The sequence below is a fragment of the Pseudomonas sp. Ga0074129 genome (genome assembly GCA_001465025.1).
In the GTDB taxonomy this organism is placed as follows: domain Bacteria; phylum Pseudomonadota; class Gammaproteobacteria; order Pseudomonadales; family Pseudomonadaceae; genus Aquipseudomonas.
Map to the genome: position 1 here is coordinate 85,209 of LNDO01000083.1, position 19,092 is coordinate 104,300.

The window sequence follows — 19,092 nt, forward strand, 5'->3', positions numbered from 1 at the left end:
CGGCTGCGACAGATCGTCCGCCAGGTGCGCTTAAGACGCTTGCCGGGGTCTGCAAACGGCGGTTTGGTGGTAAGCTCGCCCACCATGAAAACGCCAACCTCCCGCCCCGTAGTGCTGTGCTTGTCCGGTCATGACCCCAGTGGGGGTGCCGGCCTGCAAGCCGATATCGAAGCCCTGCTCGCCCAAGGCTGTCACGCTGCCCCTACCGTGACAGCCTTGACCGTGCAGGATACCGTCAACGTCCATGATTTTCGGGTGCTCGACCGCGACTGGGTGCTGGCCCAGGCCAATGCGGTGATCAACGATCTGCCGGTCGAAGCCGTCAAGCTCGGCATGCTCGGCTCGGTCGAGATGGTCGAGACTGTGCTGGAAATCATGCAACGCCTGCCGGGCATCCCCTTGGTCTGCGACCCGGTGCTGCGTGCCGGTGGCGGTGGCGCGCTGGGCAAGGATGAAGTCGGCTACGCCATGCGCGAACGCCTGTTTGCCGTGTCCACCATCGCCACACCGAACCTGCCGGAAGCGCGCATCCTCGCCGAACTGCCGGATGGCACGGCGGATGAATGCGCGGAGAAATTGCTGCCATACATTCAGTACCTGCTGATCACCGGCGGCCATGGCGACGAGCAGCAGGTGCACAACCGTTTGTATGGCCGTGACGGCAGCCGTCACACCTTTACCTGTCAGCGCCTGCCGGGCAGCTACCACGGTTCTGGTTGCACCTTGGCCAGCACCCTCGCGGGCCGCCTGGCGATTGGCCAAGAGCTGGTCAGCGCGGTGGAGTTTGCCCTCGATTACACCTGGCGAACCCTGCGCGATGCCGAACAGCCGGGCCATGGCCAGTTCATCCCTCGGCGCTTGCCGCTAGATGCTTACTAATAGAAAGCCGCTGATGGAGCGCCTCCGATGAAACTGCGCGGCCTGTATGCCATTACCGACAGCGAACTGCTCAAGGGCAAACTGCTGCCGTACGTCGAAGCCGCGCTCAAGGGCGGCGCCAAACTGCTGCAGTACCGCGACAAGTCCAGCGATGACGCCCGCCGCCTGCGCGAAGCCGAAGCCCTGCGCGAGATGTGCAACCGCTACGGCGCGGCGCTGATCATCAATGACGACGCCGAACTGGCTGCACGCCTCGGCGTGGGCCTGCACCTGGGCCAGGGCGACGGTTCGCTGTCCGTCGCCCGCGCACTGCTTGGGCGCAAGGCAATCATCGGCGGCACCTGTCATGCGCAACTGGCGCTGGCTGAGACCGCCGCCAAAGAAGGCGCGAGTTACGTCGCTTTCGGCCGCTTCTTCAACTCCAGCACCAAACCCGGCGCACCGGCGGCCGATATCGAGTTACTCGACGCCGCACGCGCACAGATCACCCTGCCCATCGTCGCCATTGGCGGCGTAACGCTGGACAACGCCCCCGCACTGATTGCCCACGGCGCCAGCATGGTCGCAGTGGTCCATGGCCTGTTCGGTGCCGACTCGGCGGCCGAAGTCGAGCACCGCGCGCGCGCCTTTAGCGCCCTGTTCATCGCCAATTAATTGCGCGGCGGGCGACCTGCCTCGCCCCGCGCCCACGTTATAGAGGTTCTGTTATGTCCCGCTCCGAAATGCTCTTCAACAACGCGCAAAAGCACATCCCCGGCGGCGTTAACTCGCCAGTACGTGCGTTTAAAAGCGTGGGCGGCACGCCGCTGTTCTTCAAACATGCCGAAGGCGCTTATGTCACTGACGAAGACGACAAGCGTTATGTGGATTACGTGGGCTCCTGGGGCCCGATGATCCTCGGCCACAGCCACCCGGACGTGCTCGATGCGGTGCGCAACCAGCTGCAACATGGCCTGTCCTATGGCGCGCCGACCGCCATGGAAACCGAGATGGCGGATCTCGTATGCAGCCTGGTGCCGTCGATGGAAATGGTGCGCATGGTCAGCTCCGGCACCGAGGCGACCATGAGCGCCATCCGCCTGGCCCGTGGCTACACCGGCCGCGACAACATCATCAAGTTCGAAGGCTGCTACCACGGCCATTCCGACAGCCTGCTGGTAAAAGCCGGCTCCGGTCTGTTGACCCAAGGCGTACCGAGCTCGGCCGGTGTACCGGCGGACTTCGCCAAGCACACCCTGACCCTGCCCTTTAACGACCTGGCCGCCGTTGAGCAGATGCTCGACGAAGTGGGCCCGACCGTGGCCTGCATCATCGTTGAGCCGGTGGCCGGCAACATGAACTGCGTGCCGCCGGCACCGGGTTACCTGCAAGGCCTGCGCGAGCAGTGTGACAAACACGGCGTGGTACTGATTTTCGACGAAGTGATGACCGGCTTTCGCGTCGCCCTCGGCGGCGCACAGGCCTATTACGGCGTGACACCGGATTTGACCACCTTCGGCAAGATCATCGGTGGCGGCATGCCGGTTGGCTGCTTTGGTGGCAAGCGCGAAATCATGCATTGCATCGCGCCGCTCGGCCCGGTTTACCAAGCGGGCACCCTGTCGGGTAATCCATTGGCGATGGCCGCTGGCCTGACCACGCTGCGCCTGATCAATCGCCCGGACTTCCATGCCGAACTGAGCGACTACACCAGCCGCATGCTGCAAGGCCTGCAAGACCGCGCCGATGCTGCCGGCATCCCGTTTGTCACCACCCAGGCAGGCGGCATGTTCGGCCTGTATTTCAGCGCTGCCGACAACATCGTCACCTTTGATGATGTGATGGCCAGCGACGCCGAGCGCTTCAAGCGCTTCTTCCATCTAATGCTTGCTGGCGGCGTATACCTGGCCCCGAGCGCCTTTGAGGCCGGGTTCACCTCCATTGCCCATGGCGATGCCGAACTGGCCATCACCCTGAACGCCGCCGAGCGTGCTTTTGCCGAGTTGAAAAAAGTCTGATTGCGGCTCTGTTTCGGAAATAGAACGCGAAGGCAAGCGAGCCGCGACGAGACAGTACAAGCAGTACGGCGAGGAGCGGCGTAGCGCAGCCGACAAAGTTATATGAACGAAAGAGAGTTGCAATGATGCAGTACAGCACCGCCTTTTCTGACGCCATCCTGGCCCTGGCCTGCGCCGCCTGCGTGTGGTGCATCGGCCGGGCGCGCCGCCACTACGGCGAGAGTGATCAGCCGGCGCTGTTTTGCGCTTTGCTGGGTTTTCTGGTGCCCGCTGCGGCTGCGACAGTGGGGGTTGTACGCTATGGCTTCGACCCCAGTTGGCAAGCTGCGCACCTGTGGTTGAGCCAGGCCAGCAGCTTTCTGGCCCTGCCGCTGCTGGGGGCAGCGGCGCTGGCGCTAGGTCGTGGCTGGGCCTGGAGCCGTCCCAACTGGGGACGCATCATTCTCGGTCTGTGTGCATTTTTTGAGCTGTTCCGGCAGATGAATCAGCTGGAGGATTACCGCCTGCTGCTGAATCTGGCGACCTTGCTGCTGATTCTCTATGCCGGGGCTGTGCAGTGGCCCGCGCGCGCGCCAGCACTGGCGGCTGGCGCGGTAGTCGGGCTGTTCCTGCTGGCCGGCGTTGCCGTTGGCACAGATGGATTTATCGGTTCAATTCGACGCGTCGACCTGTTTCACGCCCTGCTGACGCCCGCCTACCTATTGCTGGCCTGGCTGCTGCTGCGCTTGCCGGGCAGTGCCAAACTCATCAACGGCGAAGAAAACCCGGTAAAGACTTTGTAAGAAGCGGGCCGCTTATTTCATAATGCGCAGGCCGCCGCGCTGCAGCGGCCGGGCACATCACCCGCTTTGCACCCGAGGTAAATGGACTTTCATGAAACGCACCGGCCGCACCCTGTCTCTGGGCTGCCTGTTGCTCCTACTGCCCCTGCTGGCCTCAGCGAGCGGCAATTCGTTGCTGATCCCCGCGCTTGGCAGTTGTGCCCTGAATACCGCTGCCGAAGAGCTGCCCGCCGCCGTTGAAGCCTGCGAGCGCGCCGCCAGCGCAGGCGACTTGCAAGCACAGTTTGAGCTGGGTGAGTTTTTTTACAGCGGCCAACGCGTCGAGCGCGACCTGAATCAAGCGCTGAAATGGTTCGAGCAGGCATCCCTGCAGGGCCATGCTCAATCACAGTACCGCTTGGGCATGATGTTCTTTCGTGGCGAGGGTGTCGTAGCCAACGCGGTTCAGGCTTATATCGTGCTGAAGATGGCCGCCGTCAATGGTTCAGACGAAGCCATGGACAGCGCCGACGTGATTGCCGCGCAAATGCCCCGTGAGCAACTGGAAATGGCCAGCAAAGTGCTGGGGCAGATCTTCCGCAACTACCTGCTGGAACTGCAGAACGCCGACGCATTTAGCTCGCCATTCGCGCCGCTGCCGCAACAACCTTAGGCCTAGGATGATGCGCGCCGCGTGGGTGGAGCTTGCGACACCTCCTACGCCCACAAGTCGAACGAAAGTTTTACCTTTCCGGCATCGGCATGGGGAACGGCATAACGTTACCGCCGCCTTTGGCATCGCTGATCTTCGGTGTACCGAGGCGCTCGACCTCATCGATGCGGATGATCGCGTGCATGGGGATGAAGCTGCGCACCACGCCGTCAAACTGCGCCTTGAGCTTTTCTTCACTGGGGTCGACGACCACCTGGGTGCGCTCGCCAAAGACGAATTCCTCGACCTCCAGAAAGCCCCACAGATCGCTTTGGAAGATCTGCTTGGCATACATCTCGTACACCTGACCCTGGTTGAGGAAAATCACCTTGTAGATGGGTTCACGCTTGCTCATGGGTATGTTGTTCGTGCCGACGGGTTGATCAAAAGGGCGCGGATCATAGCATAGCCACCCAGCAGCCAATGCTAGGAACCTCGCCACTACCCCACTATAATGCTCGGTCTTTCGAATCCCTTGTTGAGCGCGCATGACCAAGAAGCTTTATATCGAAACCCACGGTTGCCAGATGAACGAGTACGACAGCTCGCGCATGATTGACCTGCTGGGTGAACATCAAGCCCTGGAAGTCACCGAGCACGCGGCGGATGCCGACATCATCCTGCTCAATACCTGCTCGATCCGCGAAAAAGCCCAGGACAAAGTGTTCTCGCAACTCGGCCGCTGGCAAAAGCTGAAGATTGCCAACCCGGATCTGGTGATCGGCGTAGGCGGCTGCGTGGCCAGCCAGGAAGGTGCGGCTATTCGTGATCGCGCACCCTACGTCGACGTGGTGTTCGGCCCGCAGACCCTGCACCGCCTGCCGGAAATGATTGATGCGGCGCGCACCACCAAAATCGCCCAGGTGGATATCAGCTTCCCCGAAATCGAAAAATTCGACCGACTGCCCGAACCGCGCGTCGACGGCCCCAGTGCCTACGTCTCGGTGATGGAAGGCTGCAGCAAGTACTGCACTTTCTGCGTGGTGCCCTACACCCGCGGTGAAGAAGTCAGCCGACCGATGACGGACGTGCTCAACGAAATCATTCACCTGGCCGAACACGGCGTGCGCGAGGTCACCCTGCTCGGGCAGAACGTCAACGGCTACCGTGGTGCCACCCAAAACGGCCAAGTCGCTGACTTCGCCGAACTGCTGTATGCCGTCGCGGCCATCGACGGCATCGACCGCATCCGCTACACCACCAGCCACCCGCTGGAGTTCTCCGACGCGCTGATCCAGGCCCATGCCGAGATTCCCGAACTGGTGAAGTACCTGCACCTGCCGGTGCAATCAGGCTCTGACCGGATTCTCGCGGCAATGAAGCGCAACCACACAGCCCTGGAATACAAATCGCGCATCCGCAAACTGCGCGCGGCCGTGCCGGACATTCTGATCAGCTCCGACTTTATCGTCGGCTTCCCCGGTGAAACCGAGAAAGACTTCGAGCAGACCATGAAGCTGGTCGAGGATGTCGGTTTCGACTTCTGCTACTCCTTCGTCTACAGCGCACGCCCCGGCACACCCGCTGCCGACCTGCCCGACGACACCCCGCTGGAGCTGAAAAAACAGCGCCTGGCATTGCTGCAACACCGCATCACCCAACAGGGCTTCGAAAACAGCCGGCGAATGGCGGGCACCGTGCAGCGCATCCTGGTCAACGATTACTCGAAGAAGGACCCCGGCATGCTCCAGGGCCGCACCGAGAGCAATCGGGTGGTCAACTTCCGCAGCGATAACCCGCGCTTGATCGGTCAGTTTGTCGATGTGCACATCGACGAAGCCATGCCTAACTCTCTGCGCGGTAGGCTTCTGTAGAGTGGATGTCGCTTTTTACATCCACCCTGGCTGCAGGGTGGATGGGTGAGGCGAAATCCACCCAATTCGAGCGACCCGAAAACAGGTTGCGAGCGGCCCGTGCTTCCCCCTCGCGGCCGCTGACGCTATTCTCCGTTCATTACCCCAGCCGACTGGCGGCCAAAAGACGACCTTGAACGCACCCATAGAACCCCTTCGTTTCATCCTCGAACCTTTTGAGGCCCGCCGTTTCGCGAACCTGTGCGGCCAACTCGATGAGCACCTGCGTCTGATTGAGGCGCGCTTGGCGATCGAAATCCGCAACCGCGGCAATCAGTTTGAACTGGTTGGCACATCCGGCAAGACCAGCGCCGCCGAGCAACTGCTGCGCCGCCTTTATCGCGAAGCTGAAAACACCGAACTGTCGCCCGATCTTGTGCACCTGTTTCTGCAGGAGTCCGGCATTGAGGAGTTGTGTAACCCAACGGTCGAAGTCAGCGTGGCCCTGCGTACACGCAAAGGCATGATTCGCCCACGCGGTGCTAATCAGCAGCGCTATGTCAAAGCCATCCTCGACCACGACATCAACTTCGGCATCGGCCCAGCCGGCACGGGTAAAACCTACCTGGCCGTGGCCTGCGCAGTAGATGCCCTCGAGCGCGAACAAATTCGCCGCATCCTGCTGGTGCGCCCAGCGGTAGAAGCTGGCGAGAAGCTCGGCTTTCTGCCCGGCGATTTGTCGCAAAAAATCGACCCGTACCTGCGCCCGCTGTATGACGCGCTGTACGAAATGCTCGGCTTCGAACAAGTGGCCAAGCTGATCGAGAAACAGGTGATCGAAGTAGCACCGCTGGCTTATATGCGCGGCCGCACCCTGAGCAACAGCTTTATCATCCTCGACGAAAGCCAGAACACCACGCTTGAGCAGATGAAGATGTTCCTCACGCGGATCGGCTTTGGCTCTACCGCCGTGATCACGGGTGACATTACCCAGGTCGACCTGCCACGCGGCACCAAAAGCGGCCTGACCCACGTTATCGAGGTGTTGCGCGACGTGCCGGGCATCAGCTTTACCCACTTCAACCCCAAGGACGTGGTCCGTCACCCGCTGGTGCAGCGCATCGTCGAAGCTTACGAGCGGTTCGAGGCCAGCCAGCCCCCCTTCGATGCCAAGGTGCAGCGCCATGATTGAACTTGACCTGCAAATTGCCAGCGATGCCAGCTCACTGCCGAGCGAGGCGCAGTTTCGAACCTGGTGCGCCCTGGCCCTGCGTCAACGCACGGCGGATTCGGAGTTGACCATACGCCTGGTCGATGAAGCCGAAGGCCGCGAACTCAATCACACCTGGCGTCATAAAGATTACGCCACCAACGTGCTCTCATTCCCTGCGGATGTACCTGACGAGCTTTTGGATATCCCGCTGCTGGGCGATCTGGTGATCTGCGTGCCGGTGGTGGAGCGCGAAGCGCAGGAGCAAGCCAAAAGCAGCGAGTCACATTGGGCGCACCTGGTCATCCACGGCTGCCTGCACCTGCTCGGCTACGACCACATCATTGACGCGGAAGCCGAAGAGATGGAAGCGCTGGAACGGGAATTGCTGGCAGAGTTGGGCCATCCCGACCCTTATGCCGATCACGATTAATCCTTAACCCCCATAAGAAGAAGGTTCCTGAGTAACCACCATGAGCGAAGACCGATCAAGCAATGAGCAGAAGTCCTGGTTTAACCGACTGACCCAGGCTTTTGCTCATGAGCCGAAGAACCGCAAAGAACTGCTGGAGGTGCTGCGCGAAGCCCACCAGAACAAGTTGCTCGACAGTGAAGCGCTCGCCATTGTCGAAGGGGCTATTCAGGTCGCGGATCAACAAGTTCGCGACATTATGGTGCCACGCTCACAGATGATGAGCATCAAGGCCAACCAAAGCCCGCAAGAATTTCTGCCCGCCATCATCGAGGCCGCTCACTCGCGCTACCCAGTGGTAGGAGAAAGCCTGGATGACGTGATCGGCATCCTCTTGGCCAAAGACTTGCTGCCGCTGATTCTCTCCGGCGAGCACGCCAGCTTCGACATTAAAACCCTGCTGCGCCCAGCCACCTTTGTGCCAGAGTCCAAGCGCCTGAATGTGCTGCTGCGCGAGTTTCGCGCCAACCATAACCACATGGCCGTGGTCATCGACGAATACGGTGGCGTGGCTGGTCTGGTGACCATCGAAGACGTACTGGAACAAATCGTCGGCGACATCGAAGACGAGCACGACGTTGAAGAAGAAGACAGCTTCATCAAACCGCTGCCTTCCGGTGATTTTCTTATCAAGGCCCTGACGCCGATTGAAAACTTCAACGAAGCCTTCGACACCACGTTTTCCGACGACGAATTCGATACCGTCGGTGGTTTGGTAGTGAGCAACTTCGGCCATATGCCCAAGCGCAATGAAGTGACTGAAATCGATGGCTTCCGCTTCCGCGTGCTCAACGCTGACAGCCGCCGCATCCACTTGCTGCGGGTCACGCCAGTCAGTGACTGATCACTCTCCTGGCCACCGGCAACGGTGGCCAGGTTATGCCACTTCCCCTGCCTGCCCCGCCGCCTTACCCTTGCGCCACCTCAATCCAAGGACCTACACCCCATGCATTGGATAACCCGACCAGGTTGGCCCGGCCATTTGATCGCGCTTGCGGCGGGCGCCATCACCCCGCTGGCCCTGGCGCCTTTTGACGTTTGGCCACTGGCCGTTGTTTCCATCGCGCTGTTTTACCTAGGCCTGCGCGACCTTGCGCCCAAACACGCAGCGCTGCGTGGCTGGTGCTATGGCTTTGGCCTGTTCGTCGCCGGAACCAGTTGGGTCTATGTCAGCATCCATGATTACGGCGCAGCATCGCCGCCACTGGCCACAATACTCACCCTGTTGTTTGTCGCCGGTTTAGGCCTGTTTTTTGCGCTCAGCGCCTGGTTGTGGGCGCGTTGGCTGCGCCGTGTTGAAGCGCCGCTGGCCGATGCCTTGGCGTTCGCCGCCTTATGGCTGACGCAAGAGGCATTTCGTGGCTGGTTTCTCACCGGCTTCCCCTGGCTGTATGCCGGCTACAGTCAACTGGATGGCCCGCTGGCTGGCCTGGCCCCGCTGGGCGGCGTATGGCTGGTCTCATTTTGCCTGGCGCTCAGCGCCGCTCTGCTGGTCAACCTGGCACACCTGCGCAAACACAAAGCCTTTCTCGCCATCGGTCTGGCACTGCTTGCCGCGCCCTGGGTCGCGGGCCTGGCACTCAAAGGCCATGCCTGGACCGACGTAAAAGGTGCCGCGCTGAGCGTGTCGGCCATGCAAGGCAACATCGAACAGAATATGAAGTGGGACCCCGAGCAACTAAACGCTCAGCTCGCCCTGTACCGCGACATGACCTTCAGCGCTCAACCCACCGACCTGATCATCTGGCCGGAAACTGCCATCCCCGTGCTCAAAGACCGCGCCCTGGGGTATCTCGGCATGCTCAACCGTTTCGCCAACGAGCGTGAGGCGGCACTGATTACCGGCGTACCAATTCGGCAAAATGATGCGCGAGGCGAGTTGCGCTACTACAACGGCATCAGCGTGGTGGGCCAGGGCAGCGGCGATTACCTCAAGCAAAAGCTGGTGCCCTTCGGTGAATACGTCCCGTTGCAGGAAGTGCTGCGCGGGCTGATCGCCTTCTTCGACCTACCCATGTCTGACTTTGCCCGTGGCTCGGCCGAACAAAGCCTGCTGCAAGCCAAGGGCTATTCATTAGCCTCGTTGATTTGCTACGAGGTGGTCTACCCGGAGTTTGCCGCCAGCCTGGCCGCACAAAGCGACCTGCTGCTGACCATCAGCAACGACACGTGGTTTGGCCGCTCCATCGGCCCATTGCAACACCTGCAAATGGCGCAAATGCGCGCCTTGGAGTCCGGCCGCTGGATGATCCGTGCGACCAACAACGGCGTGACCGCTTTGATCGACCCGCAAGGGCAGATCAGTGAACGCCTACCGCAGTTCGAGCAAGGGGTGTTGTATGGCCAGGTAACGCCCATGCAAGGCCTGACGCCTTACCTGTACTGGCGCGGCTGGCCCATGCTGATCCTTTGCCTGGGTCTGTTTGCCTGGGCACTGCTGGCCAGTCGTATGGCCAAGACCCTTTAACGGCGAAAGAAGTAACACGTAGGGTGGATGACGCTTCACCCATCCACCATTGCGATAGGGCGCGGGATGAACACAAACTCAGCTACGCGCCCCGACCCACCCTACATTTAACGGCGAAAAAAGCGGTAGAAATCACCCAGATCAGCCTGCGCGTCGCTGATGCTGACCGCGGTGAAGCGCAGCGGATGGTGCGCCGGGCACTGCGCCAAACGACTTTGGTCGAGCGGATGCAGCCAACCGAGCAGCGGATAACCGCCCATGGTCTGGTGATCAGCTTGCAGGATGATTGGCTGCCCGTCCGGCGGCACCTGAATAGCCCCGCGAGTAACCCCCAACGACCACTGCCGCTTAGGCGGGGTGAGCGGCTCGCCGAGCAAACGCGCCCCCATGCGATCCGTTTGCGGGCTGAGCTGCCAGATTTGAGCAAAAAAGCCCTGCACCTGATCTTCACTAAAACTCACCGCGTCACCGCCGGTAATCACCCGCAGCAGCGGCGTACGGCGGTAATCCGGCAAGTAAGGCCAAGGCACGCTGGCGGCATTACTGAAGGCGGCGGGACGACAGGCGAGGTCATCGCCCGCTTGCAACGCACGCCCGATGCCTTCTCGCAACTGCACACTGACACTGCCCAGTACAGGCGTGGCGAAAAATCCGCCAGCAACCGCCAAATAGGCATACTGACCACTGCGCGCAAACCCCACATTTAAACGCTGCCCCTTACGCAGCGGCAGGCGCGTCCACAGCGGCTGCGGCTGTGCATCGACACTGAGCGACACCTGCGCGCCACACAGCGCAAACCAGGTGTCGACCTCGGCCAGCAACTCGACGCCGCCCAGGGCCATTTCCAACAACGGCGTGCCCCACGGGTTATCCAGCAGCCGATTGGCCCAAGCCGCCGCATGCCCATCCAGCGGCCCGGAGGGCGATACGCCGAGGTGCTGCCAACCGCGTCGCCCGGCGTCCTGCAAGATGCTCTGCGGCCCCGGTTTGAGCACCCGCAAACCACTCACAGCAGGCCACCTTCAGCGATAAAATCGTGCTCGCCAATCGACCGAAAGCGCACCCGATCAGCCAGCGCCAGCGGGCTCGGCGGCGTTCGCTCAAGGTCAAACAGCCGCCAAGGGCAGCGTCCGATCAGGTGCCAGCCACCGGGCGAGCATTGCGGATAAATAGCCGTCTGCCGTTCGGCAATCGCCAGGCTTCCGGCGGGTACGGCCGTGCGCGGGGTGGCGCGACGCGGCAGGGCCAAACGTGGATCAAGTTCACCTAGATAGGCAAAACCGGGGGCAAAACCAATCGCCCCAACGCGATACTCAATCGCCGCATGCAACTCGATCACCTGGGTCGCGCTCAGGCGACATAAGCGCGCCACCTCGCCGAGGTCTTCGCCGTTATACAAAATAGGGATTTCATACAGACGACCGCCGTGCGCGGACAGCGGCTCGCTTAGCCAGCGCTCAAGCAAGGGAGTGAGCCGCTCAGCCAGCTCACGATGATTGGTACGCAGCAGGTCGTAATGCAGCAGCAGGCTGGTCCAGCCCGGCACCAGATCGGTAAGCAACTCACCCATCTCGTCGCGTATGTGCTCGGCCAGCACAGCGATGCGCAGTGGCAACTGCTCGTCCGGCTGCTCCGCCAGCACCAGCAACAAGGCTTCGGCACCGGCAGGTTCAAGGAGTATCACAAGGCGTCCAAGCTGGCCCGCAAACGCCGCAGCACCGCCAGAGCATCGGCGTTATCACCGTGCACACACAGGCTGTCGGCGCGCAGTTGCAGCGGCTGGCCGTCGATATCGGCAAACGGCTCGCCTTGGGCGATGGCCAAAGCCTGCTGGAGAATCCGCTGCGGATCATGGTGCACCGCGCCGCTCAGACGTCGGGGAGCCAACTGACCATCAGCCAGGTAAGCGCGGTCAGCAAAGGCCTCAAAGATCAACGGCACACCCGCCGCCTGCCCCAATTGCCGCTCGCGGCTGTTGTCGGCCAACGCCAACACCATCAGGGGTAAGCCCTCGCGGTAACTGGCGCAGGCCATCAACACGGCATTAAACAGCGCATCGTCACGCACCAGATCGTTGTACAGCGCACCATGCGGTTTGACGTACGCCACCTCAGTGCCGGCCGCCCGACAAAAAGCATCCAGCGCGCCGAGCTGGTACAGCACCAGCGCCGTCACCTCCTCGGCTGAGCAGGCGATGTGCCGCCGACCGAAACCGAGCAAATCGGGGTACGCCGGGTGCGCCCCAATGCTCACCCCATGCTGCACCGCCAGAGCGACGGTGCGTTGCATGGTCAGCGGGTCGGAAGCATGAAAGCCGCAGGCCAGATTGGCTTGATCCACCAGCGGCATGGCATGCGCGTCATCGCCCATGCGCCACACGCCGAAGCTTTCACCCATGTCGCAGTTCAGTCGGATTTTATTCATGCGAGCAGCTTAAAGCGCCTGCGTTTTAGCGCAAGAAGGCACTGGTTTTTTAATTGCAGGGCGCTCACGCGACGGAGCATTACAAAATTTACACATTACCAATCGCCCGCCACGCCTGGCATAGCGACGACTTGGCCGGATCAACGAACAGCAATTCAAGAACAACATTGAACCTTATTTGCAATTCATTACCATGCGCCACTGTTTTCTCAATACACCAGTGGAGCCTCGAATGCCCTTTTCCTGCAAACGCACCGCGCTTGCCAGCGCAGTAACACTTGCAAGCGCCCTTATGGCCAGTGCAGCCGCGCATGCCAACGACACCATCACCCTGCAGGATGTAGTGGTCAGCGCCTCTGGCTTTGAACAGAAGATTACCGATGCGCCTGCAAGTATCAGTGTGATTAGCCGCGAAGATTTGCAACAGAAACGCTACAACAACCTGGCCCAGGCGCTGGGCGACGTAGAAGGTATCGACATTGGCCAGGGAACGGGTAAGACCGGCGGCCTGAACATCAGCATTCGCGGCATGCCCAGCCAATACACCCTGATTTTGATTGACGGTCGTCGACAGAATGCCGCTGGTAACGTCACCCCGAACGGCTTCGGCGAAACCTCGACGAGCTTTATGCCGCCGCTGTCGGCAATCGAGCGCATTGAAGTCATTCGTGGCCCGATGTCCACTCTTTATGGCTCCGATGCAATGGGCGGGGTGATCAACATCATCACCCGCAAGGTGGCCAAAGAATGGAACGGCTCACTGACACAAGATTACACCTACCAAGAAAACCGAGACTTCGGCGACACCCGTAACACCAGCATCTACGCCAGCGGCCCACTGATCGACGGTTTGCTTGGTCTGCAAGTACGCGGCAGCCTCTTTGACCGTAACGAGTCAGACCTGAGCTACGGCGACGGCACCGAGGTCAGCAAGCGCGGTCCCTCACCCGTCGATGGCAGCAACAACACAGTGGGCGCGCGCCTGACTTTGACGCCGCACGCCGATCACGACTTTGGACTGGATGTGGAGCGTGGCCGTCAAGCCTACAACAACGACGAATGCCAACTCGGAACCCTCGACGGACTAAACCGTACCTGTACGGCCAGCGCGACAACCGCTAACGGCTATGCCGATGAGCTGCGCGTTGAGCGTGAGCAGATTGCCCTAACCCATACCGCTCGGCTGGGCTTTGGCACCTTGGATTCCAGCTTGATGCACAACACTACCGAAACCATTGGACGCACTATCCCCGGTAATGTGATCGGCAACAGTGCGGGCATCCCCGGCACCTTGATTGGCGATGACCGAGATCTGGAAACTACCAATCTGGTGTTTGATACCAAACTAGTAGCGCCAATTGGCGAATCCCATGTCGGCACTATTGGCGGCCAGTGGTGGCAAGCCGAAATGACCGACGGCATTGCCTTGGATGATTTCGAGCAAAAAACCTGGGCTGTATTTGCCGAGGACGAATGGCGCCTGCGTGACGACCTGGCACTGACTTTGGGCGCACGCTACGACGACCATGAAACGTTCGGCGGCCACATCAGCCCGCGTGCTTACCTGGTGTGGAACACCACTGATAACTGGACACTCAAAGGCGGGGTCAGTCGCGGTTATCGCACACCTGATCTGAACGACCTGCACAGCGGCGTCAATGGCATCACTGGCCAGGGGACTATTATCACTATCGGGAACCCTGACCTCGAACCAGAAACCACCACCAGTACTGAGTTTGGTATGTACTTTGACAGCCTGTCGGGCTTCAAGGCCAATGCCACGCTGTTCCACAACACATTCAAGGATAAGATCGCGAGCGGCGACCCCGTCACAGATCCTCTATGCGCGGGCAACGCTGGCGGCACCTGCTCGCAACAGATCAATATCGACGAAGCGGTCACCCAAGGCCTGGAACTTGCCGGTAGCTGGACCTTGGCACCCGCCTGGACCCTCAGCGCCAATTACACCTTTACCGACAGCGAACAGAAAAGCGGCGACAACCAGGGTGAACCGCTGACAAACACACCTGAGCACCTGGCCAACGCCAAGCTCAATTGGCAGACCACCGAACGCCTCAACCTGTGGCTTAAGAGCGAATACCGTGGCGAACGTGCACGTTTCACGTCCAGCTACGAGAATCTAGCCAACACTAACGGCACCTACTCCACCAACCAATCGATCTACGACACCTTGGGTAAGCACACCAGCGCTTACACCCTGTTCCATCTTGGGGGCTCATTCAAGGCGACGGAGAACCTGACGCTCAATGCTGCCCTCTACAACCTGCTGGACAAAGACTTTGTTAACGGCAAGGCCTATACCACCTACACCACCCCAAACAACGCCGGTAACGGCGGCGGCGTAGCAAACGGCACGGCTTACGGCACTGACTATATGCAGAGCGGCGCCTCCACCACAGGCACTCTGGAAGAAGGCCGCCGCCTCTGGCTGTCCGCCAACCTGACATTCTGAGTGATTTGCTCGGCGGCTCGCATAACGCAGGCCGCCGAACAAACAGGAATGTATATTGTTTGTAAATAATCCCAACTCTCATTAAAAGCCCACTAAAATCTCGCCTCATTCTCGCAACAGCCCTCAAGACTTCTCTATGCCTCACTCCTTCTGGCTCGGCACCTTGCGCCAATGGCACTGGATCAGCTCGGCCTTATGCCTGGCTGGCATGCTGTTATTTGCCGTTACCGGCATCACCCTCAACCACGCCGCGCAGATCGAGGCCAAGCCGCAGGTCACCACTCGTCTCGCGCAAATGCCCGAGCCGCTGCAGGCCTCGCTGCACGACAAGATGCCGACACAGGGCCTGCCTTTGGCGCTGCGCCAATGGTTGGAAGCGGAGCTTTCGATTCGCTTGGATGGCCGCGACGCCGAGTGGCCGGATGGCGAGTTGTATATCGGCCTACCGCGCCCGGGTGGCGATGCGTGGCTAAGCCTGGATGTCGAGTCTGGCGCACTGGAATACGAGTCCACCGACCGGGGCTGGATCGCCTACCTAAATGACCTGCACAAAGGTCGCAATACCGGCACGGTCTGGTTCTGGTTTATCGATGTATTTGCCGTGTTGTGCGTGGTGTTCAGCCTCAGCGGCTTGCTGCTGCTGCAACGCTACGCCGGCAATCGCCCAAGCACCTGGCCGATGGTGGGCTTGGGGCTGGTACTGCCTGTGCTGTTGGCTTTGCTGTTTATTCACTAAGGACACTGTTATGCCCAAACGCTTTCTGCTGCCCCTGTTCGCCCTGTTAAGCGCGCCCGTTCTGGCTGCCGAGATGCAGCTTGAGGTGGAAATACCGCGCCTGCAGGTGGCTGAGTATCACCGCCCTTACGTGGCCATCTGGCTGGAGCAACCAGACCAGAAACACGTCGCCAACCTGGCTGTGTGGTACGACCAAAAGCTCAAGGATAAAGAAGGCGAAAAATGGCTCAAGGACCTGCGCCAGTGGTGGCGACGCAGCGGCCGCAGCCTGCAAATGCCGATTGATGGCGTCAGCGGCGCAACCCGCGCCGTGGGTAACCAACAGTTGAGCTTCAACAGTGCCGATGCGCCGCTCAAACAACTCGCACCCGGCGACTACAGCCTAGTGGTTGAGGCGGTGCGTGAAGTGGGCGGCCGCGAACTGCTGCGCTTGCCGTTCACCTGGCCGCCGCAGAAAACCGTCAGCCACAGCGCCCAGGGCAGCACCGAACTGGGTCAGATCAACCTGCAACTCAAGCCCTGACACTTCACTTAAGGAAGCCTGCCATGCACCCACTCGTAAAATGGACCGCCCTAACCCTGGCCATCTGCCTGCCGCTATCCGCCCAAGCGCACCGCGCCTGGATGCTGCCATCGGCCACCGTATTGTCCGGTGAAGACCCGTGGATCACCGTGGATGCTGCAGTGTCCAATGACCTGTTCTACTTCGAGCACTTCCCGCTGCGTATTCAGGGCATCGGCAATCTCGACACCACGCCTGCTGGCGGCCCACCGGGCATGCGCCCACGTCCGGCTGCCGTGCTGCAACTGTTCGCCCCGGATGGCAGCGCCGCCCAAGCCGAGAACGGCAGCATCGGTCGCTACCGCAGCACCTTCGATTTGCACCTGACGCAGAAAGGCACCTACAAACTGGCCATCGCCAACAGCGGCCTGTTCGCCAGCTGGAAAGAAGGCAAGGAAAACAAGCGCTGGATGGGCAAGGCCGAAGACTTCGCCAAGCAAGTACCCGCCAACGCCGCCGAGCTGAAAGTGGCGCAGAACAACAGCCGCATGGAAGTCTTCGTCACGTCCGGCAACCCAACGGATACCGTGCTGAAAACCACCGGCGTAGGCCTGGAGCTGGCCCCCATCACTCACCCCAACGACCTGTTCGCCGGTGAAGCGGCTGAGTTCACCCTGCTGCTCGACGGCAAACCGGCTGCTGGCGTGGAAGTCAACGTGATCCCCGGCGGCAACCGCTACCGCGACGAGCTGGGTGACATTAAAACCACCAGCGCCGCCGACGGCACCATCAGCATCACCTGGCCGAGCGCCGGCATGTATTGGCTCGAAGCCGAGCTGAGCAGCAAAGATGGCGTCGTAGCCCCGGCAACCGAACGCCGCGCCAGCTACAGCGCCACCCTGGAAGTGCTCGCCCCCTGATGCACCCGTAGCCCGGATGCAATCCGGGGGATCAATTGCCGCCATCCCCGGATTGCATCCGGGCTACGCCATCCAACCTAAAGCCGGTCTACTCGCATTGCTCGCCTTTCCCGCGCTTCACCCCTCTCTACGCCGCTGGCCACTGCCGATCTGCCTGCTACTGGCTGGCCTGTTGTTGTGGCTGCATCCGCCGCGCGAACTCAGCGCAGCCCTAATCGTCATCACCTATCTGGCCCTGTGCCTGCACTACTGCTGGCCACAGCGCCGCCCATTGCTCGGCCAACACGGCGAACTGCTGATCGGCTACGCCAGTCAGGGCGGTCAAGCCCAAGATGTCGCCGAGCGCAGCTGTGCGCAATTGCTGGCCAGTGGCGTGCCCGCGCGCTGCATCGCCCTCAATCAACTGAGTCGCGCCGAACTGCAAACGCTTGATCGCCTACTGCTGGTGGTCAGCACCTACGGGGACGGCGAAACCCCGGACAACGCCGCACGCTTCGAGCACAGCCTGCTTGAACAACCGCCACTGCCACAGTTGCGCTACGCCATCTTGGCCTTGGGCGACAGCCGTTATGCGCAATTCTGCGCCTTTGGCCTGCGCCTGCAACAACGCCTGCACACACTCAAAGCGCAGCCGCTGTTCGACCTGTTGCAAGTCGATTGCCTGGACGCCGGCACCCTACGCCACTGGCAACAACAGCTTGGCCACCTCAGCGGCAACAGCGATTTTGTCGACTGGCAACCGGCGCACTATCGCCCTTGGCAACTGACGCAGCGCCAGTGCCTGAACCCCGGCAGCATCGGCGCACCGATCTATCACCTGCGCCTAAACAGCCCGGAGGCCGTGGACTGGTGCGCGGGGGATATCGTCGAAATCGGCCCACGCCATGCTTCGCAGCGCGTCATCGACTGCCTGCAACAGCTCGACCTTGATCCGCAGCAGCGCCTGGCTGACGGCCAATGCCTGAGCGATGCAGTCAGTGCGCGTCACCTGCCCAGCCGGGGGCCAGATAAACAAAGCCTCGAATCCTGGCTCGCGACATTGACGCCGCTGCCGCACCGCGAATACTCCATCGCCTCCAGCCACGCCAGCGGCGCGCTCGATTTATTGGTGCGCTTGCAGCACCAGGCGGACGGTCGCCCTGGGTTGGGTTCGGGCTGGCTATGCCAACATGCCGACGTGAACAGCGCAATCGACCTGCGCATCCGGCATAACCCCGGCTTCCATGGCCCGGATGCCGATACACCGCTGATCCTGATCGGCAGTGGCAGCGGGCTGGCCGGTCTGCGGGCGCACCTGCAAGAGCGCGCCACTCATCCGCACTCACGCAACTGGCTGTTGTTTGGCGAACGCCATGCCGCCCACGATGCGTTGCTAAATGACGAGCTGAGCGCCTGGCAACACAGCGGCCACCTCGAACGCCTGGACCTCACCTACTCACGCGACGGCCATCCGCAGCGCTATGTACAAGATGCCCTGCATGCTGCCGCCAGCACCTTGCACACCTGGCTGGCCGACGGCGCGGCTATTTATGTATGCGGCAGCCTCGACGGCATGGGCCGCGATGTGGACGTTTGTCTGCGGCAACTGTTGGGAGATGAATACGTTGATGCGCTGAGTCAGGCGGGACGCTATCGGCGGGATCTTTATGGCTATGTCTGAGTTAACTGTTGCCGCTCGTATAACCCAGCGATTCACTCAGGCAGATCAATGGGTTGAGCTGCGCTTTGTAGCGCTCAAGCAGGCGC

At 61.0% G+C, this 19,092-nt stretch carries 19 protein-coding genes and 1 pseudogene; 15 read left to right on the forward strand and 5 right to left on the reverse strand.

From position 1 onward, the window contains the following. Window positions 1-84: 84 nt before the first annotated feature. The 5 genes from AUK77_RS11895 (at window position 85) to AUK77_RS11915 (ending at window position 4,310) form a co-directional block, all read left to right on the forward strand. Complete coding sequence (locus AUK77_RS11895; RefSeq protein ID WP_296129945.1) at window positions 85-879, forward strand: hydroxymethylpyrimidine/phosphomethylpyrimidine kinase; 795 nt, start codon at window positions 85-87, stop codon at window positions 877-879. A 27-nt stretch (window positions 880-906) separates the two neighbouring features. After that, window positions 907-1,533 carry a thiamine phosphate synthase gene (gene thiE / locus AUK77_RS11900; RefSeq protein ID WP_296129948.1) on the forward strand — a complete coding sequence of 209 codons (627 nt, stop codon included), beginning with the start codon at window positions 907-909 and terminating at the stop codon, window positions 1,531-1,533. A 53-nt stretch (window positions 1,534-1,586) separates the two neighbouring features. Then, on the forward strand, window positions 1,587-2,876 hold the full coding sequence (gene hemL / locus AUK77_RS11905) for a glutamate-1-semialdehyde 2,1-aminomutase (RefSeq protein WP_296129951.1): 1,290 nt from the start codon (window positions 1,587-1,589) through the stop codon (window positions 2,874-2,876). A gap of 125 nt (window positions 2,877-3,001) precedes the next feature. Then, window positions 3,002-3,658, forward strand: coding sequence for a hypothetical protein (locus AUK77_RS11910; RefSeq protein WP_296130000.1), 657 nt, complete (start codon window positions 3,002-3,004; stop codon window positions 3,656-3,658). 91 nt (window positions 3,659-3,749) lie between these two features. Beyond that, window positions 3,750-4,310, forward strand: a complete 561-nt coding sequence (locus AUK77_RS11915; protein ID WP_296129954.1) for a tetratricopeptide repeat protein — start codon at window positions 3,750-3,752, stop codon at window positions 4,308-4,310. 70 nt (window positions 4,311-4,380) lie between these two features. Here the strand turns inward: AUK77_RS11915 and AUK77_RS11920 are convergent, their stop codons facing one another. Continuing rightward, entirely contained in the window at window positions 4,381-4,704 is a 324-nt protein-coding gene (locus AUK77_RS11920; RefSeq protein ID WP_296129956.1) for a DUF1820 family protein, read from the reverse strand. 133 nt (window positions 4,705-4,837) lie between these two features. On the opposite strand from AUK77_RS11920, the gene miaB reads away from it, so the two are divergent. The 5 genes from miaB (at window position 4,838) to lnt (ending at window position 10,291) form a co-directional block, all read left to right on the forward strand. Next, window positions 4,838-6,163: a tRNA (N6-isopentenyl adenosine(37)-C2)-methylthiotransferase MiaB gene (gene miaB / locus AUK77_RS11925; protein WP_296129958.1), complete on the forward strand. Its 1,326-nt coding sequence runs from the start codon at window positions 4,838-4,840 to the stop codon at window positions 6,161-6,163. Window positions 6,164-6,335: 172 nt separating this feature from the next. After that, complete coding sequence (locus AUK77_RS11930) at window positions 6,336-7,334, forward strand: PhoH family protein (RefSeq protein ID WP_296129960.1); 999 nt, start codon at window positions 6,336-6,338, stop codon at window positions 7,332-7,334. Continuing rightward, complete coding sequence (gene ybeY / locus AUK77_RS11935; RefSeq protein ID WP_296129962.1) at window positions 7,327-7,785, forward strand: rRNA maturation RNase YbeY; 459 nt, start codon at window positions 7,327-7,329, stop codon at window positions 7,783-7,785. The genes AUK77_RS11930 and ybeY overlap by 8 nt, the downstream gene beginning before the upstream one ends. Window positions 7,786-7,825: 40 nt before the next feature. Then, window positions 7,826-8,668: a transporter associated domain-containing protein gene (locus AUK77_RS11940; RefSeq protein WP_296129963.1), complete on the forward strand. Its 843-nt coding sequence runs from the start codon at window positions 7,826-7,828 to the stop codon at window positions 8,666-8,668. A 102-nt stretch (window positions 8,669-8,770) separates the two neighbouring features. Beyond that, window positions 8,771-10,291 carry an apolipoprotein N-acyltransferase gene (gene lnt / locus AUK77_RS11945; RefSeq protein ID WP_296129966.1) on the forward strand — a complete coding sequence of 507 codons (1,521 nt, stop codon included), beginning with the start codon at window positions 8,771-8,773 and terminating at the stop codon, window positions 10,289-10,291. A gap of 107 nt (window positions 10,292-10,398) precedes the next feature. On the opposite strand, the gene AUK77_RS11950 is transcribed toward lnt, so the two are convergent. The 3 genes from AUK77_RS11950 to AUK77_RS11960 are packed head-to-tail and all read right to left on the reverse strand — an operon-like array spanning window position 10,399 to window position 12,715. Then, complete coding sequence (locus tag AUK77_RS11950; RefSeq protein ID WP_296129967.1) at window positions 10,399-11,301, reverse strand: biotin-dependent carboxyltransferase family protein; 903 nt, start codon at window positions 11,299-11,301, stop codon at window positions 10,399-10,401. Further along, the gene (gene pxpB, locus AUK77_RS11955) at window positions 11,298-11,975 is read right to left on the reverse strand and encodes a 5-oxoprolinase subunit PxpB (protein ID WP_296129969.1); all 678 of its coding nucleotides are present in this window, start codon (window positions 11,973-11,975) and stop codon (window positions 11,298-11,300) included. Before pxpB ends, AUK77_RS11950 begins: the two co-directional genes overlap by 4 nt. After that, the gene (locus tag AUK77_RS11960) at window positions 11,972-12,715 is read right to left on the reverse strand and encodes a 5-oxoprolinase subunit PxpA (protein ID WP_296129972.1); all 744 of its coding nucleotides are present in this window, start codon (window positions 12,713-12,715) and stop codon (window positions 11,972-11,974) included. The genes pxpB and AUK77_RS11960 overlap by 4 nt, the downstream gene beginning before the upstream one ends. A 292-nt stretch (window positions 12,716-13,007) precedes the next feature. Between AUK77_RS11960 and AUK77_RS11965 the strand changes: the two genes are divergently transcribed. The 5 genes from AUK77_RS11965 (at window position 13,008) to AUK77_RS11985 (ending at window position 19,006) form a co-directional block, all read left to right on the forward strand. Beyond that, a complete protein-coding gene (locus AUK77_RS11965) occupies window positions 13,008-15,188 on the forward strand; it encodes a TonB-dependent receptor (RefSeq protein WP_296130002.1) in 2,181 nt (726 codons plus the stop codon). Window positions 15,189-15,324: 136 nt separating this feature from the next. Further along, entirely contained in the window at window positions 15,325-15,924 is a 600-nt protein-coding gene (locus AUK77_RS11970) for a PepSY-associated TM helix domain-containing protein (protein ID WP_296129975.1), read from the forward strand. A gap of 10 nt (window positions 15,925-15,934) precedes the next feature. Then, window positions 15,935-16,447 (forward strand): DUF2271 domain-containing protein, encoded by a 513-nt coding sequence (locus AUK77_RS11975; protein ID WP_296129977.1) that lies wholly within the window; start codon window positions 15,935-15,937, stop codon window positions 16,445-16,447. 23 nt (window positions 16,448-16,470) lie between these two features. Continuing rightward, the gene (locus tag AUK77_RS11980; RefSeq protein WP_296129979.1) at window positions 16,471-17,346 is read left to right on the forward strand and encodes a DUF4198 domain-containing protein; all 876 of its coding nucleotides are present in this window, start codon (window positions 16,471-16,473) and stop codon (window positions 17,344-17,346) included. Between the two features lie 16 nt (window positions 17,347-17,362). After that, window positions 17,363-19,006 (forward strand): sulfite reductase subunit alpha, encoded by a 1,644-nt coding sequence (locus tag AUK77_RS11985; protein WP_296129981.1) that lies wholly within the window; start codon window positions 17,363-17,365, stop codon window positions 19,004-19,006. Here AUK77_RS11985 and AUK77_RS11990 read toward each other — a convergent pair. Further along, a pseudogene (locus tag AUK77_RS11990) lies at window positions 18,997-19,092 on the reverse strand (IS1595 family transposase); the annotation flags it as partial. The gene AUK77_RS11985 and the pseudogene AUK77_RS11990 sit on opposite strands and share 10 nt — an antisense overlap.